16 protein-coding genes are annotated in these 13,705 nt (G+C 68.3%); 7 read left to right on the plus strand and 9 right to left on the minus strand.

Annotation, left to right across the window (positions count from 1 at the left end; translation table 11 throughout):
* The first annotated feature begins 141 nt into the window (after nt 1–141).
* Nucleotides 142–480 carry a P-II family nitrogen regulator gene (glnK, locus tag RSO68_RS06020; protein WP_089847718.1) on the plus strand — a complete coding sequence of 113 codons (339 nt, stop codon included), beginning with the start codon at nt 142–144 and terminating at the stop codon, nt 478–480.
* 139 nt (nt 481–619) lie between these two features.
* Here glnK and RSO68_RS06025 read toward each other — a convergent pair whose 3' ends face one another.
* A complete protein-coding gene (locus RSO68_RS06025; protein WP_089847720.1) occupies nt 620–1,396 on the minus strand; it encodes a ferredoxin--NADP reductase in 777 nt (258 codons plus the stop codon).
* Between the two features lie 157 nt (nt 1,397–1,553).
* Between RSO68_RS06025 and RSO68_RS06030 the strand changes: the two genes are divergently transcribed.
* Nucleotides 1,554–2,480 (plus strand): LysR family transcriptional regulator, encoded by a 927-nt coding sequence (locus tag RSO68_RS06030; RefSeq protein ID WP_315585817.1) that lies wholly within the window; start codon nt 1,554–1,556, stop codon nt 2,478–2,480.
* A gap of 119 nt (nt 2,481–2,599) precedes the next feature.
* On the opposite strand, the gene RSO68_RS06035 is transcribed toward RSO68_RS06030, so the two are convergent.
* Complete coding sequence (locus RSO68_RS06035; protein ID WP_315585818.1) at nt 2,600–3,028, minus strand: host attachment protein; 429 nt, start codon at nt 3,026–3,028, stop codon at nt 2,600–2,602.
* A gap of 221 nt (nt 3,029–3,249) precedes the next feature.
* On the opposite strand from RSO68_RS06035, the gene RSO68_RS06040 reads away from it, so the two are divergent.
* Entirely contained in the window at nt 3,250–3,756 is a 507-nt protein-coding gene (locus RSO68_RS06040) for a hypothetical protein (RefSeq protein WP_315585819.1), read from the plus strand.
* 40 nt (nt 3,757–3,796) lie between these two features.
* Here RSO68_RS06040 and RSO68_RS06045 read toward each other — a convergent pair whose 3' ends face one another.
* Both RSO68_RS06045 and hemE read right to left on the minus strand, forming a co-directional pair.
* Nucleotides 3,797–4,180, minus strand: coding sequence for a VanZ family protein (locus RSO68_RS06045; protein ID WP_315585820.1), 384 nt, complete (start codon nt 4,178–4,180; stop codon nt 3,797–3,799).
* A 7-nt stretch (nt 4,181–4,187) separates the two neighbouring features.
* Nucleotides 4,188–5,264: a uroporphyrinogen decarboxylase gene (gene hemE, locus RSO68_RS06050; RefSeq protein ID WP_315585821.1), complete on the minus strand. Its 1,077-nt coding sequence runs from the start codon at nt 5,262–5,264 to the stop codon at nt 4,188–4,190.
* Between the two features lie 155 nt (nt 5,265–5,419).
* Here hemE and ribA point away from each other — a divergent pair, with 155 nt between their 5' ends.
* Nucleotides 5,420–6,055, plus strand: coding sequence for a GTP cyclohydrolase II (gene ribA / locus RSO68_RS06055; protein ID WP_315585822.1), 636 nt, complete (start codon nt 5,420–5,422; stop codon nt 6,053–6,055).
* 70 nt (nt 6,056–6,125) lie between these two features.
* The gene (gene trhA, locus RSO68_RS06060; protein WP_089847734.1) at nt 6,126–6,797 is read left to right on the plus strand and encodes a PAQR family membrane homeostasis protein TrhA; all 672 of its coding nucleotides are present in this window, start codon (nt 6,126–6,128) and stop codon (nt 6,795–6,797) included.
* A 27-nt stretch (nt 6,798–6,824) separates the two neighbouring features.
* On the opposite strand, the gene RSO68_RS06065 is transcribed toward trhA, so the two are convergent.
* Nucleotides 6,825–7,454, minus strand: coding sequence for a glutathione S-transferase family protein (locus tag RSO68_RS06065; RefSeq protein ID WP_315585823.1), 630 nt, complete (start codon nt 7,452–7,454; stop codon nt 6,825–6,827).
* A gap of 268 nt (nt 7,455–7,722) precedes the next feature.
* Here RSO68_RS06065 and RSO68_RS06070 point away from each other — a divergent pair, with 268 nt between their 5' ends.
* A complete protein-coding gene (locus RSO68_RS06070) occupies nt 7,723–8,004 on the plus strand; it encodes a hypothetical protein (protein WP_315585824.1) in 282 nt (93 codons plus the stop codon).
* A 162-nt stretch (nt 8,005–8,166) separates the two neighbouring features.
* Here RSO68_RS06070 and djlA read toward each other — a convergent pair whose 3' ends face one another.
* The 4 genes from djlA to RSO68_RS06090 are packed head-to-tail and all read right to left on the minus strand — an operon-like array spanning nt 8,167 to nt 12,050.
* On the minus strand, nt 8,167–8,928 hold the full coding sequence (gene djlA, locus RSO68_RS06075; RefSeq protein ID WP_089847741.1) for a co-chaperone DjlA: 762 nt from the start codon (nt 8,926–8,928) through the stop codon (nt 8,167–8,169).
* 28 nt (nt 8,929–8,956) lie between these two features.
* A complete protein-coding gene (gene dxs / locus RSO68_RS06080; protein WP_315585825.1) occupies nt 8,957–10,870 on the minus strand; it encodes a 1-deoxy-D-xylulose-5-phosphate synthase in 1,914 nt (637 codons plus the stop codon).
* A gap of 15 nt (nt 10,871–10,885) precedes the next feature.
* Complete coding sequence (locus RSO68_RS06085) at nt 10,886–11,773, minus strand: farnesyl diphosphate synthase (RefSeq protein WP_089847745.1); 888 nt, start codon at nt 11,771–11,773, stop codon at nt 10,886–10,888.
* Nucleotides 11,760–12,050 carry an exodeoxyribonuclease VII small subunit gene (locus RSO68_RS06090; RefSeq protein WP_089847747.1) on the minus strand — a complete coding sequence of 97 codons (291 nt, stop codon included), beginning with the start codon at nt 12,048–12,050 and terminating at the stop codon, nt 11,760–11,762. Before RSO68_RS06090 ends, RSO68_RS06085 begins: the two co-directional genes overlap by 14 nt.
* A gap of 271 nt (nt 12,051–12,321) precedes the next feature.
* Here RSO68_RS06090 and serA point away from each other — a divergent pair, with 271 nt between their 5' ends.
* Nucleotides 12,322–13,572 (plus strand): phosphoglycerate dehydrogenase, encoded by a 1,251-nt coding sequence (gene serA, locus RSO68_RS06095; RefSeq protein ID WP_089847773.1) that lies wholly within the window; start codon nt 12,322–12,324, stop codon nt 13,570–13,572.
* Nucleotides 13,573–13,705 lie beyond the last annotated feature (133 nt).

The raw sequence follows: 13,705 nt of genomic DNA on the forward strand, positions 1-13,705 counted from the left end.
GTGTGAGCCCACGCGCACATCCTGGCCCCCTTCGGGGGGCTTTTTCATTCCTCTCGCCCCGGGTGTATGCTCTGGCACAATGAGTACGGTAAGGGTGGCGGCGTTCGCCACCGACCCACGGACACGACGAGGATCAAGACCATGAAACTGGTGACCGCCATCATCAAGCCGTTCAAGCTCGACGACGTACGGGAGTCGCTCTCCGAGATCGGCGTCCAGGGCATCACCGTTACCGAGGTCAAGGGCTTCGGCCGCCAGAAGGGGCACACCGAGCTCTACCGCGGCGCCGAATACGTCGTCGACTTCCTGCCCAAGGTGAAGCTCGAAGTGGCCGTGGATGACGACATGGCCGAGAAGGTGATCGATGCCATTACCCAGGTAGCCAACACCGGCAAGATCGGCGACGGCAAGATCTTCGTCACCGCCCTGGAACAGGTGCTGCGCATCCGCACCGGCGAGACCGGCAAGGACGCGGTCTGAAAGCTCGAAGCTCGAAGCTCGAAGCTCGAAGCTCGAAGCTCGAAGGCAACATGAATGAAACCGCCCCCATGGCCTGTGCCTGGGGGCGGTTTTTCTTCCAGCTTCAAGCTTATGGCTTACAGCTCCGGGCGAAGCCCGGTTATTTCTCGACGAAGGCGCGCTCGATCACGTAGTCGCCGGGCTCGCCCATGCGCGGCGAGATGGTGAAGCCGAGCTCGTCGAGCAGGGCGCTGGTATCGTCGAGCATCGCCGGGCTGCCGCAGATCATGGCGCGATCCTGCTTCGGGTCGATGGCCGGCAGCCCCATGTCGTCGGTGAGCTTGCCGCTGCGGATATGGTCGGTCAGCCGCCCCATGGTGTGGAACTCTTCGCGGGTCACCGTGGGGTAGTAGACCAGCTTCTCGCTGATCTCCTCGCCGAGGTACTCGTGGGCCGGCAGGTCCTTCTGAATGAAGTCGGCGTAGGCCAGCTCGTTGACGTTACGCACGCCGTGCACCAGCACCACCTTCTCGAAGCGCTCGTAGACCTCCGGGTCCTGGATCAGGCTCATGAAGGGCGCGAGGCCCGTGCCGGTGGAGAGCAGGTAGAGGTTGCGCCCCGGCAGCAGGTCGTCGGTGACCAGGGTGCCGGTGGGCTTGCGGCTGACCATGATCTGATCGCCCACCTCGAGGTGCTGCAGCCGCGAGGTCAGCGGGCCGTCCTGCACCTTGATGCTGAAGAACTCCAGGTGGTCCTCGTAGTTGGGGCTGGCGATGGAGTAGGCCCGCATCAGCGGCTTGCCGTTCACCTCGAGGCCGATCATCACGAACTGGCCGTTCTTGAAGCGCAGGCTGCGCTCCCGGGTGGTGCGGAAACTGAACAGGGTGTCGTTCCAGTGGTGCACACTGAGAACGTCCTCAAGCGCAAACTTGCTCATGCCGACTCCTTTATATTCCAAAAAAGAATAAATTAGCCCAGTAGATCGATACAGCAATTCTAAGAGCCGGGAGTTTATCTGTTAAATGGATTGTATGGATAACACTTATCTATACTCTGGATATCAACTCTAGAGATCACATCCGCCAAGGAGCGTCATGCGCTACACCCTGCGCCAGCTGGAGGTCTTCGTCGCCGTCGCCCAGCACGAGAGCGTCTCCCGGGCGGCCCGCGCCCTGTCGCTCTCGCAGTCGGCGACCAGCACCGCCCTGGCCGAGCTGGAACGCCAGTTCGACTGCCGGCTGCTCGATCGCCTCGGCAAGCGCCTCAAGCTCAACGCGCTGGGCTTCCAGCTGCTGCCCAAGGCGGTGGCCCTGCTCGATCGCGCCGAGGAGGTCGAGGAGCTGCTGCGTGGCCAGCAGGGCATCGGCATCCTCGACGTGGGCGCCACCCTGACCATCGGCAACTACCTGGCGACGCTGCTGATCAGCGACTTCATGCAGCGCCACCCGGGCAGCCGGGTGCGCCTCTCGGTGCGCAACACCCGCACCATCATCGAGAGCGTGCGCCAGCACGAGCTCGACCTGGGGCTGATCGAGGGGCAGTGCGAGGAGGAGGATGTGATCACCCAGCCCTGGGTGGAGGACGAGCTGGCGGTGTTCTGCTCGCCGCGCCATCCGCTGGCCGGCGGCGGCCCGGTGGAGCTCGACCGGCTGCTGCGCGAGGCCTGGATCATGCGCGAACAGGGCTCCGGCACCCGGCTGACCCTGGAGCAGGCCGCCCGACACCGCCGCGGGCGTTTCAACATCCTGCTCGAGCTGGAGCACACCGAGGGCATCAAGCGGGCGGTGGAGTCGGGACTCGGCATCGGCTGCGTCTCCAAGCTCGCGCTGCGCGACGCCTTCCGTCGCGGCAGCCTGGTGCCCATCACCACCCCGGAGCTCGACCTGAGCCGCCAGTTCACCTTCATCTGGCACCGCCACAAGTACCTGGCCACCGGCATGCGCGAGTTCCTGAAGCTGTGCCGCCAGATGACCGAGGGCATTCGCCGCAGTGATCAGATCGACCTGCCCCAGGTGCCCTGACGCCGTCCCGACTCAAGACCCGCTGCAGGGCCTGGAGCCCGCCCTGATACAACGCGGCTTACACAAGAACGCAAGACGGCCCGGCCAAAAGGCCGGGCCGTCCGATGCACGAAAAGAGGCTAGCGGAGGTCGCGAACTGCCTCCTGGATATCGGCGGGGCTGGCCTTGGTCAGATCCTTGGCCAGCGAGTGAATCACCAGCTTGGCAGTGGGGCCGTCGAGCTTGTCGCGCAGCTGGCCGAGAAAGCGCGGCGGGGCGACCAGGATCAGCTTCTCCATGCTGTTGTCGACGCGAGCGCGATAGAGGCGCTCGGCGACCTCGCGGGCAAACATCTCCTCGTGATGCTGGGTCGCCACGCTCTCGCCGCCGGCACTGCGAGCCGTGGTCGAGGTCGACTCGTGGACATCACCCCCGCGATCCGTGACCAGGTCGCCCTCGTGCAGGCGCCCCTCGGCGTGCACCAGGCTATCCAGCTCACTGACCGTGAGTCCGTCGCGGGTAAACAGGCGCGCCCGCGCCGCATCCGCCACCACGATATAGGTCGTCATAGTCGCTCCTCGAAGCCGGTGAGTGGACGAAGGCACGTCCTTCGGGACACCCGCCTTCGCCTCTGATTCAACCTTGGCAAGCTCGCCCCACTTGGTCAACAGGGCCCGACACCATGCCGGGACTGCAGGAGGACGGGAACTGGGGTAGCATCACGCCTCGCCCGACACGGAGGTCGGCGCGCCTCATCGCCGCGATGTGCATTCCCCCGGGAGGATCCCCCATGCGACAGTTCCTGTTTCCCCGCCGGCCGCTGGCCCGCACCACCGTGCTGACCTGCCACCTGATGCTGCAGCTCGGCCTGCTGGCCGGCGCCGCCCTGTGGCTGGCGCCCCGCACGCCATGGCTCACGCCGTCTCTCGAGCTGGCCGGGGCCTGGCCGCCCCTGGCACTGGGCGGCGGCCTCTGGCTGCTCGCCGCCGTGGCCCTGCGCCTGGTGGCCGAGCTCGCCCTGCTGCCCCACCACCTGAGCGCGCAGCGTCCCGGCTTCGCCCCGGCTGCCGTGGTGACCCGCTCCTTTGAGCGGCGCCCGGCGGTGCACGACGACGCTCAGTCCTGGGCCCGCGGGTCGCGGCGTCCCTCCGACGAGGAGGAGAGCGTGGTGGGCAGCCCACGGGTGGTGCGCCCCGCCGACCGCCGGGCGCCGGGCCGCGTCGCCGACGAGCCCACCCTGGACCTGAACAACCCGGGCGAGGCAGAACCGGCGGCGGCCAACGAGCCGCGGCTCTAGGCTCCAGTTCGAGCTCGAATTCGGATACGACGCTGCGCGGTCACCCCTGAGCGGCGCGGCGCCCTCGCAGCTGTCGCAGGACCTTGAGCCCGGCCACCGCGCAGGCCGCCCCCAGGGTATTGGCGAGGATGTCGTGCCAATCGCCGCCGAGGCGACCCGGCACGGGGATCTGGGCGAACTCGATGGCCGCGCCGAACAGCACGCTGATCAGCAGGGCCCGCGGCAAGCGCACCCCGGCGAGCCCGATCAGGCCCGCCAGGCCGGCATAGCCGATGAAGTGGCTGGCCTTGTCCCACGGCAGTGACCCGGGCAGATCAGTCGCCGGCGTCAGGCTGCCCCAGGCGATCACCAGGGCCGCCAGCACGGCCAGCGCCGCCCAGAGGCGGCGCCGTGTCGTCTCGCCTTTCATCACTTCCGGCGCCACCGCCGCCTCACTCCTGGGCGATCTGGCGGTGGTAGGCCGGGCTCAGGTCGTGCAGCGCATCCATGAAGGCCGTGACGTTGTCCGGGTTGGTGAACTGGTTGATGCCGTGACCCAGGTTGAAGATGTGACCGGGGCCGTGGCCGTAGCTGTCCAGGGTTCGCGCCACCTCGGCACGAATCGCCGAGGGACGGGCGAAGAGCACGTTGGGATCGAGGTTGCCCTGCAGGGCGACGCGATGGCCGACCCGCGCCCGAGCGGAGGAGAGCTCGGTGGTCCAGTCCAGGCCCACGGCATCGGAGCCCGCCGCCGCGATGTCCTCGAGCCACTGCCCGCCATTCTTGGTGAACAGGATCACCGGCACCCGGCGGCCTTCGTGCTCACGGATCAGGCCGGCCACGATCTGCTCCATGTAGCGCAGCGAGAACTCCAGGTAGGCCGGCGTCGTCAGCGCCCCGCCCCAGGTATCGAAGATCTGCACCACCTGGGCGCCGGCACGGATCTGGGCGTTGAGGTAGTCGGTGACCGCATGGGCCAGCATGTCGAGCAGCCGATGCATGGCATCCGGGGAGTCGTAGAGCATCGTCTTGACGTGACGGAAGTCCTTGCTGGAGGCGCCCTCCACCATGTAGGTGGCCAGCGTCCAGGGGCTGCCGGAGAAGCCTATCAGTGGCACTCGGCCGTTGAGCTCACGGCGGATGGTCGAGACGGCCCGCATCACGTAGTCCAGGTCGCGCTCGGCATCGGGCACCGACAGGGCATCCACTTCGGCGGCGGTGCGCACCGGCTTGCGGAATTTCGGCCCCTCGCCGGTCTCGAAGTAGAGACCCAGCCCCATGGCATCGGGGATGGTGAGGATGTCCGAGAAGAGGATGGCCGCATCCAGCGGATAGCGCTCCAGCGGCTGCAGGGTAACCTCGCAGGCCAGTTCCTGATTGCGGCAGAGATCCATGAAGCTGCCGGCATGAGCCCGCACCTCACGATACTCCGGCAGGTAGCGGCCGGCCTGACGCATCATCCAGACCGGGGTGCGGTCAACGGGCTGACGCGCCAGGGCGCGCAGAAAGCGATCGTTCTTGAGTTCCATGCGGGCGCTCGTCCACGGGAAATGTGGGCGCCATTGTACCCCATCGTAGGCGCCGGGGATGAGCCCCGTGATGCACACGGTGAGCCCGCCCGGCCTTCCTGATAGAATGATCGCTCACTCGTCGGCAACGCCGTGGTCTTCCTCCGAGGTACATCGTGACGATTCGATTCATCGCCGCCTCGCGGCTGCCCACCCCCTGGGCCACCTTCACCATGCACGGCTTCGAGGACGAAGCCACCGGCAAGGATCATATCGCCCTGACCCTGGGCGACGTGGCCGACGGCGAACCGGTGCTGGGCCGGGTCCACTCGGAGTGCCTGACCGGCGATGCGCTCTTCTCCATGCGCTGCGACTGCGGCTTTCAGCTGCAGGAAGCCCTCAAGCGCATCGCCGAGGAGGGCCGTGGGGTGCTGTTCTACCTGCGTCAGGAGGGGCGCGGCATCGGTCTGCTCAACAAGATCCGCGCCTACCGGCTGCAGGATGCGGGCGCCGACACCGTTGAGGCCAACGAGCAGCTGGGCTTCGCCGCCGATCTGCGCCGCTACGACCTGTGCGTGCCGATGCTCGACCACCTGGAGATCACGGCGCTGCGGCTGATGACCAACAATCCCCGCAAGGTCGACGCCCTGACCCAGGCCGGTGTGGTGGTGAGGGAACGCGTGCCGCTGACCACCGGTCTAAACCCCCACAACGAACAGTACCTGACCACCAAGGCGGGCAAGCTGGGGCACATGATGGCGCTGGGCGACTTCACCCAGGCCAGCGATGTGGATATCGAACGCAAGCCCTGAGCCTTCAAGGCGCGCCGTCCGGCATCGGGCCGACCGACATCGGGACAGTGGTCTGAAAGGAGGCGACTCGATGACGCATTCCCCCGCGAGTGGCGAAACGCCCTACAGCGTCTTCGAAGAATTGCTGCACAGCATCAGCCACGGCATCGGGGCTGCATTGAGCCTCGCCGGCCTCGCGGTGCTGCTGATACTCGCTAGCCTGGGCGCCCATGTCGACCCCTGGAAGATCGTCGGCATCAGCCTCTACGGCGTCAGCCTGGTGCTGCTCTACACCGCCTCCACCCTCTATCACGGCGTTCGCCATCCGCGCCTGAAGCGCCTCTTCCAGTCCCTGGATCACTGCGCGATCTACCTGCTGATCGCCGGCACCTACACCCCCTTCCTGTTGGTCAACCTGCGTGGCCCGACGGGCTGGACGCTGCTCGCCACGGTCTGGTCGCTGGCGCTGGCGGGGATCGCCTGCAAGCTTGCCTGGCCGCATCGCTTCGAGGCGCTGCGGGTGGCGATCTACCTGGTGATGGGCTGGCTGATCGTGCTGGCCGGCGACAGCCTGGCGGCCAGCCTCTCCGGCACCGGCCTCGCCCTGCTGGTCGCCGGCGGCATCACCTACACCCTGGGCGTGATCTTCTACGCCGTCAGCGCCATCCCCTTCAACCATGCGATCTGGCACCTGTTCGTCATGGGCGGCAGCGCCTGCCACTACTTCGCGGTCTACACCGCGGTGCTACCCTTCGCGGCCTGAGCCGGCGCGGGCCCACCCGATTCGACGTCAGCTCGGCTCGGCGGCGACGCGCTCCCGCTCCACCGCCCGAGCCAGCGCCGGCCGCGCCGAGACGCGCTCGCGATAGGCCGCAAGCGTCGGCGGCAGGCGCATCTTGAACTGCACGGCCCAGGTCAGGGTGTGGGCCAGCAGCAGATCCGCCAGAGTGAAGCCCTCTCCCACCAGCCAACCCTCACCGTCGAAGCGACGCGCCAGGGCGGCGAGAGCCCGCTGGAACTCCCAGGCGGCGGTAGGCAGCACCGCCGGCACCCGCTGCTCGCCCGGCAGCGCGAACTTGTGCTTGGCCTGGATCCAGAGCGGCTGCTCCAGCTCGCTGATGATGAAGAAGAGCCACTGGTCCACCCGGGCGCGCTCCTCGATGGCCGCCGGCAACAGCGCGCCCGGCTCGCCGTAGCGCTCCGCCAGGTAGCGACAGATCGCCGCCGACTCGAACAGCGTCAGCTCACCATCCTCCAGCACCGGCACCTTGCCGTCGGGATGGCGCGCCAGGAAGGCTTCCGACTGGCCTTCGCCGCTCCCCAGGTCAACGTGGTGAGAGACATACTCCAGGCCCAGCTCTTCCAGGGTCCAGGCGACCCGCAGCGAGCGGGAGTTGGGAAAACCGTAGAGGGTGATCATCGGGCGGCTCCTTGGCGATGTCTCGGTACCCCCACGCTAGCGCACCCCCGGCGGCGTGGCGAACCGCACGGCCCCGTTCGCCCAGCGAAGCGCATTACCGTTGCCCTTCACCGTTGCCGCTCAGCGATAGACCCTCGCCGATCACCCTTAACCGATAGCCCTTAACCGATAGCCCCGCTCAATCTCACCCATCGAATTCAATAACTATTCTAATGTTTAGCTGGCTATTAATATGCTCGTCATACACCAACACGACGAGGCACTCGCCATGAAGACCACACTGATGACCGCCACCCTGATGCTTGCCGCCCTGCCGCTGGCCGCCCAGGCCGACCCGGCCACCGACAAGGCCCTGCAGCTGAACCAGGAGCCGCTGTCGAGCGTCGAGCGCTCCGCCTCCGCGGGCGCGCCGGTCGACCTCGAGCGCCTCGATGGTGCCAGCGACGCCATGGCCCAGGCGCGCCTGCGCCTGCGCTCGCAGCAGGCCGCCATGACCGACTTCGCCGCCAACGGCGACGCCTACCGCCTGGCCCGCGAAGCCACCAGCTGAGGTGCCGGCCGTTACCCGAACCACACCCAGCACGCAAAAAGCCCCCGACATCGGGGGCTTTTTGCGTGGGCGGAGCTGTCGTAAACCGGGCCGTCTTGAATCGGACCGTTGTGAACCGGCTCATCGTGGACAGGCCCTTCGTTAAAAGGGCTAAGCGCGGGATCAGGCCGCCGCGCGGGCCTTGCGGATGCGCTCGTAGGCGTTGCCGATCTCGCTGGTACGCTCCTTGGCCATCTCGCGCATGCTCTCGGGCAGCCCCTTGGCGGCGAGCTTGTCGGGGTGGTTCTCGCTCATCAGCCGACGATAGGCCTTCTTGATCTCGGCGTCGCTGGCCTCGGCCTCGACCCCCAGCACCCGATAGGCATCCTCCAGGGAGAGGCTGTGCTCGCCGGTACCCTGGGGGCCTCCTCGCAGCATGGCCTCGATCTGGGCGATCTCGGCCTCAGAGCAACCCAGGCCTCTCGCCACGCGCAGCAGCATCTCATGCTCGGCGGGGTGCAGCTCACCGTCGGCGGTGATCGCCGCGAGCTGGACCTGCAGGAACACCTGCAGCAGGGCGTGCTGGCGCCCCACCACCTGGCGCACCCTGGCAAGCTCCGCCTCCAGGTCGAAGTCCGGCGCCTTGCCGCGGTTGAAGGCGGTCCGCGCCCGGGCGCGCTGCGCCTCGTTGAGGCGCAGGCGATCCCACAGCTGCCGGGAGGCCTCCAGCTCGTCCTCGGTGACGCGGCCATCGGCCTTGCACATGCAGCCCATCACCGCGAAGGTCGAGTCGAGAAACTGCGCCTGGGCGCCGGCCAGCCGACCCAGCACGCTCTTGCGCAGCCGCCGCACCAGCCAATAGCCGAGGCCGGCACCGATCAGCAGCCCCAGAGGGCCGCCGATCCAGAAGCCCAGCAGCGCACCGAGCAGAGTCAGAAAAAGCATCGTCGCCTCGCAGGTATAAGGGGAAGAATCAGCCGCGCCAGGCGCGGATCGACGCCTCGATGCCGTCGGCGTCCAGGCCGCACTCGGCGAGCAGCTCGGCGGGCTTGCCGTGCTCGACGAAGGCATCGGGCAGGCCGAGGTTGAGCACCTCGACCCGGGCGCCCTCGGCCATCAGCAGCTCGTTGACGGCGCTGCCGGCGCCCCCGGCGACCACGTTCTCCTCCAGGGTCACCAGCAGATCATGATCGTCGGCGGCCGCCATGACGGCGTCGCGATCCAGCGGCTTGATCGAGCGCATGTTGAGGTGCGTGGCGTCGAGACGCTCGGCCACCTCCGCCGCCGGGCCGTTGAGGCTGCCGAAGGCCAGCAGCGCCACTCGCGCCTCACCGCGCCGCCGCCACTCGGCCCGGCCGATCTCCAGGGGCTCGAGGTGATCGGGAGTCGCCACACCCGGGCCGGTGCCGCGGGGATAGCGCACCGCCGCCGGGCCGGGGTGTTGGTAGGCGGCGCTGAGCATGGCCCGGCACTCGGCCTCGTCGGCCGGCGCCAGCACCACGAGCCCGGGGATGCAGCGCAGGTAGGAGAGATCCAGGCTGCCGTGGTGGGTCGGCCCGTCCTCGCCGACCAGGCCGGCACGGTCGATGGCGAAGGTGACGTCGAGCTCCTGCACCGCCACGTCGTGGATCAGCTGGTCGTAGCCGCGCTGCAGGAAGGTGGAGTAGATCGCCACCACCGGCTTCATCGCCTCGCAGGCCATGCCCGCGGCCAGCGTCACCGCGTGCTGCTCGGCGATGGCCACGTCGAAATAGCGCTCGGGGTACTCCTTCGAGAAGCGCACCAGGTCGGAGCCCTCGCGCATCGCCGGGGTGATGCCGATCAGCCGCTCGTCCGCCGCCGCCATGTCGCAGAGCCAGTCGCCGAAGACGCTGCAGTACTTCTTGGGCTTGGGCCCAGATGGGGGAGCCGGCGTGAGCGGCGGCGGGGTCTCGCCCTTGCCCGGCTCGCTCTTCTCGAGCTTGGTGATGGCATGATAGCCGATGGGGTCGGCCTCGGCGGGCAGGAAGCCCTTGCCCTTGCGCGTCTTGACGTGGAGGAACTGCGGCCCCTCCAGGTCGCGCATGTTGCGCAGGGTATCCACCAGCAGCGGCAGGTCGTGGCCGTCGATGGGCCCGATGTAGTTGAAGCCCAGCTCCTCGAAGAGCGTGGCGGGGCTGATCATGCCCTTCATGTGCTCCTCGGTGCGCCGCGCCAGCTCCAGGGCGCCGGGCAGGTGAGAGAGCACCTTCTTGCCGCCCTCGCGCATGCTGGTGTAGGGCTTGCTGGTGAGGATGCGCGCCAGATAGCTGGCCATGCCGCCGACGTTCTCGGAGATCGACATCTCGTTGTCGTTGAGCACCACCAGCAGGTTGGCGTCGACGTGGCCGGCGTGGGCCAGGGCCTCGAAGGCCATGCCCGCGGTCAGGGCGCCATCGCCGATCACCGCGCAGACCCGGCGCGACTCGCCGCGGGTGCGAGCGGCCAGCGCCATGCCCAGCGCCGCCGAGATCGAGGTGCTGGAGTGGCCGACGCCGAAGGTGTCGAACTCCGACTCGGCTCTTCGCGGAAAGGCGGCCAGGCCGCCGTACTCGCGAATGCCGGTCATCGCCTCGCGGCGGCCGGTGAGGATCTTGTGGGGGTAGGCCTGGTGGCCCACGTCCCACACCAGGCGGTCGTGGGGCGTCTCCAGGGCCTGGTGCAGGGCCACGGTGAGCTCCACCACGCCGAGGCCCGCGCCGAAGTGACCGCCGGAGACGCCCACGCTGTAGAGCAGATAGGCACGCAATTCGTCGGCCACCTGCGCCAGCTGGCCGGCGTTCATGGCGCGCAGTGCGGCCGGCGCCTCTAGGGTGTCGAGCAGCGGCGTGGCCGGACGCTCGACGGGAATATCATCGAACAGCTTCATGTGGGGCCTGTGGTGTCAGTGGTCACGCTCGATCATGTAGCGGGCCAGGTCGGCCAGGGGCGCGGCGTCCTCGCCCAGCGGCGCCAGGGCCGCTACGCCCGTCTCGACCAGGTCGAGGGCCCGGCGGCGAGCACCTTCGAGCCCCAGCAGGCTCGGGTAGGTCGGCTTGGCGCGGGCGGCATCGGCCCCGGAAGTCTTGCCGAGGGTGGCGGTGTCGCCGGTCACGTCCAGCACGTCGTCGTGGATCTGGAAGGCCAGGCCGATGGCGTCGGCATAGGCGTCCAGGGCGGCCAGCCGCGGGTCCGTCTCGTCGACCGCGACCAGCCCGCCGAGGCGCACCGCCACGCGAATCAGGGCGCCGGTCTTGTGGCCGTGCATGGCCGCCAGCGCGGCCACTTGGGGATGCCCGCCCACCGCGGCCAGATCCAGCGCCTGGCCGGCCACCATGCCGTCGCGACCGGCGGCCCGCGCCAGACCGGCGATCAGGGCGCCGACCCGCGGATGCTCGCTTGCCGCCAGCACCTCGAAGGCCAGCGCCTGGAGGGCGTCGCCGGCCAGTATTGCAGTGGCCTCGTCGTAGGCGCGATGCACCGTGGGCTGGCCGCGGCGAAGGTCGTCGTCATCCATCGCCGGCAGATCGTCGTGCACCAGCGAGTAGGCGTGGATCAGCTCCAGCGCCATGGCCGGGGCATCCAGGTCGTCCTCGACGGCGCCCAGGGCGCGGCCGGCCGTGTAGACCAGCACCGGCCGCAGGCGCTTGCCGCCCACCAGCAGGGCGTGGCGCATCGCCGCCTCCAGGCGCGGCGAGGGCGCTGCCCGCTCGGTGAACAGCGATTCGAGGCGGGCATCGACCCGGGCACGGTCCGCGGCCAGCCTGGCCACCAGTGCGTCAGCGCTCACCATCGTCCTCCGCTGGCGGGGCCGCGAAGGGCGCGAGGTCGACGCCGCCCGCCTCGCCCTCGGTAAGGGTGCGCACCCGCAGTTCGGCCTCGTCGAGACGCCGCTGGGCATCGCGGGTCAGGCTCACGCCCTGCTCGAAGGCCGCGAGCGACCCCTCCAGCGACAGCTCGCCGGACTCCAGCCGCTCGACGAGCTGTTCGAGCCGCTCGACGGTGGCGGCGAAGTCGGCCGGCGTCTCGTCGCCGGCCTCGTCCCTGCCTTGACTATGGTGTTCCGCCATCGCCTCTACTCGCCGGTGGATGATCCTAGGTCCGACAGTATACACGCACTCCCGGGGGGGTCGTCTGCCCCGGCCAACGGGGTTCCAACATGCAGGGGGCTCATTCAGGACCTCAGCATTTTCATCCCGGCTCATGCCGGCTGTGGTACGATATCGGCCCTGTTTCGAGCCTGTCTTGCCCCGGGCGAAGTGCGGCCGGCCGGTTCCAGGCTCATCAGCATCTTCATGACACATGCATGCGGCGCACGCCGACGAAGGGGTTGAATCGACCATGGCCAAAACGTCCCTGGACAAGAGCAAGATCAAGATCCTGCTGCTCGAGGGCGTCCACCAGAGTGCGGTGGACAATCTTCTCAATGCCGGTTACACCAACATCGAACACCTGCCGACCTCGCTGGACGAAGCCACGCTGATCGAGAAGATCCGCGACGTCCACTTCATCGGCCTTCGCTCGCGGACCCAGCTCAACGAGCGCGTCTTCGAGGCCGCCGATAAGCTGGTGGCGGTGGGCTGTTTCTGCATCGGCACCAACCAGGTCGACCTCGACGCCGCCCTGGCTCGCGGCATCCCGGTGTTCAACGCCCCCTTCTCCAACACCCGCTCGGTAGCCGAGCTGGTGCTGGCCGAGGCGATCATGCTGCTACGCGGCATCCCCGAGAAGAGTTACCGCGCCCACCAGGGCGGCTGGCTGAAGTCGGCCAAGAGCTCCCACGAGGCACGCGGCAAGACCCTGGGAATCATCGGCTATGGCAGCATCGGCTCGCAGCTCTCGGTGCTTTCCGAGTCGCTGGGCTTCGACGTCATCTACTATGATGTGGTGACCAAGCTGGCCATGGGCAACGCCCGCCAGGTGGGGAGCCTCGAGGAGCTGCTGGCGCGCGCCGACGTGGTCAGCCTGCACGTGCCGGACCTCGCCTCCACCCGCTGGATGATCGGCGAGGCCGAGATCGCCCTGATGAAGCCGGGCAGCATCCTGATCAACGCCTCCCGAGGCAGCGTGGTGGTGATCGAGGCGCTGGCCGCGGCGCTCGAGGCCGACCGCCTCGCCGGAGCGGCCGTCGACGTCTTCCCGGTAGAGCCCAAGGGCAACGAGGAGGAGTTCGTCAGCCCGCTGCGCGGCCTGGCCAATGTCATCCTCACCCCGCACATCGGCGGCTCCACCCTCGAGGCCCAGGAGAACATCGGCATCGAGGTCTCCGAGAAGCTGGTGACCTACTCCGACAACGGCACCACCGTCAGCTCGGTCAACTTCCCCGAGGTCGCCCTGCCGGCCCACCCCGGCAAGCACCGCCTGCTGCACATCCACGACAACGTGCCCGGGGTGCTCTCCGAGATCAACCGCGTGCTCTCCGAGAACGGCATCAACATCCTCGGCCAGTACCTGCAGACCAACGAGCGCATCGGCTACGTGGTCATCGACGTCGACCAGGACTACGGCGCCCGGGCCCTGGACGCCCTGAGCCAGGTGAGCCACACCAAGCGCGTGCGTGTGCTCTACTCAGAGTCCAGCTTCGAGGGCTGAGCCCCACATCGAGGCCAGGACCGCGCCATCGCCGCCGCGTCATCGACGCGGCGGTTTTTTTGGCGACAACCTTGAGCGACGACGCGCGCCTCGGATCCCGGCAGGCAGCGTTGAGCGTCCGCCTTGACACGCG

The organism is Halomonas saccharevitans, from assembly GCF_032333995.1.
Classification (GTDB): domain Bacteria; phylum Pseudomonadota; class Gammaproteobacteria; order Pseudomonadales; family Halomonadaceae; genus Halomonas; species Halomonas saccharevitans.

Bases quoted from the DNA above. Each gene is read 5' to 3' on its own strand.
- glnK (WP_089847718.1), top strand. From the start codon at position 142: ATGAAACTGGTGACCGCCATCATCAAGCCGTTCAAGCTCGACGACGTA.
- RSO68_RS06025 (WP_089847720.1), bottom strand. From the start codon at position 1,396: ATGAGCAAGTTTGCGCTTGAGGACGTTCTCAGTGTGCACCACTGGAAC.
- RSO68_RS06030 (WP_315585817.1), top strand. From the start codon at position 1,554: ATGCGCTACACCCTGCGCCAGCTGGAGGTCTTCGTCGCCGTCGCCCAG.
- RSO68_RS06035 (WP_315585818.1), bottom strand. From the start codon at position 3,028: ATGACGACCTATATCGTGGTGGCGGATGCGGCGCGGGCGCGCCTGTTT.
- RSO68_RS06040 (WP_315585819.1), top strand. From the start codon at position 3,250: ATGCGACAGTTCCTGTTTCCCCGCCGGCCGCTGGCCCGCACCACCGTG.
- hemE (WP_315585821.1), bottom strand. From the start codon at position 5,264: ATGGAACTCAAGAACGATCGCTTTCTGCGCGCCCTGGCGCGTCAGCCC.
- trhA (WP_089847734.1), top strand. From the start codon at position 6,126: ATGACGCATTCCCCCGCGAGTGGCGAAACGCCCTACAGCGTCTTCGAA.
- RSO68_RS06065 (WP_315585823.1), bottom strand. From the start codon at position 7,454: ATGATCACCCTCTACGGTTTTCCCAACTCCCGCTCGCTGCGGGTCGCC.
- RSO68_RS06070 (WP_315585824.1), top strand. From the start codon at position 7,723: ATGAAGACCACACTGATGACCGCCACCCTGATGCTTGCCGCCCTGCCG.
- djlA (WP_089847741.1), bottom strand. From the start codon at position 8,928: ATGCTTTTTCTGACTCTGCTCGGTGCGCTGCTGGGCTTCTGGATCGGC.
- dxs (WP_315585825.1), bottom strand. From the start codon at position 10,870: ATGAAGCTGTTCGATGATATTCCCGTCGAGCGTCCGGCCACGCCGCTG.
- RSO68_RS06085 (WP_089847745.1), bottom strand. From the start codon at position 11,773: ATGGTGAGCGCTGACGCACTGGTGGCCAGGCTGGCCGCGGACCGTGCC.
- RSO68_RS06090 (WP_089847747.1), bottom strand. From the start codon at position 12,050: ATGGCGGAACACCATAGTCAAGGCAGGGACGAGGCCGGCGACGAGACG.
- serA (WP_089847773.1), top strand. From the start codon at position 12,322: ATGGCCAAAACGTCCCTGGACAAGAGCAAGATCAAGATCCTGCTGCTC.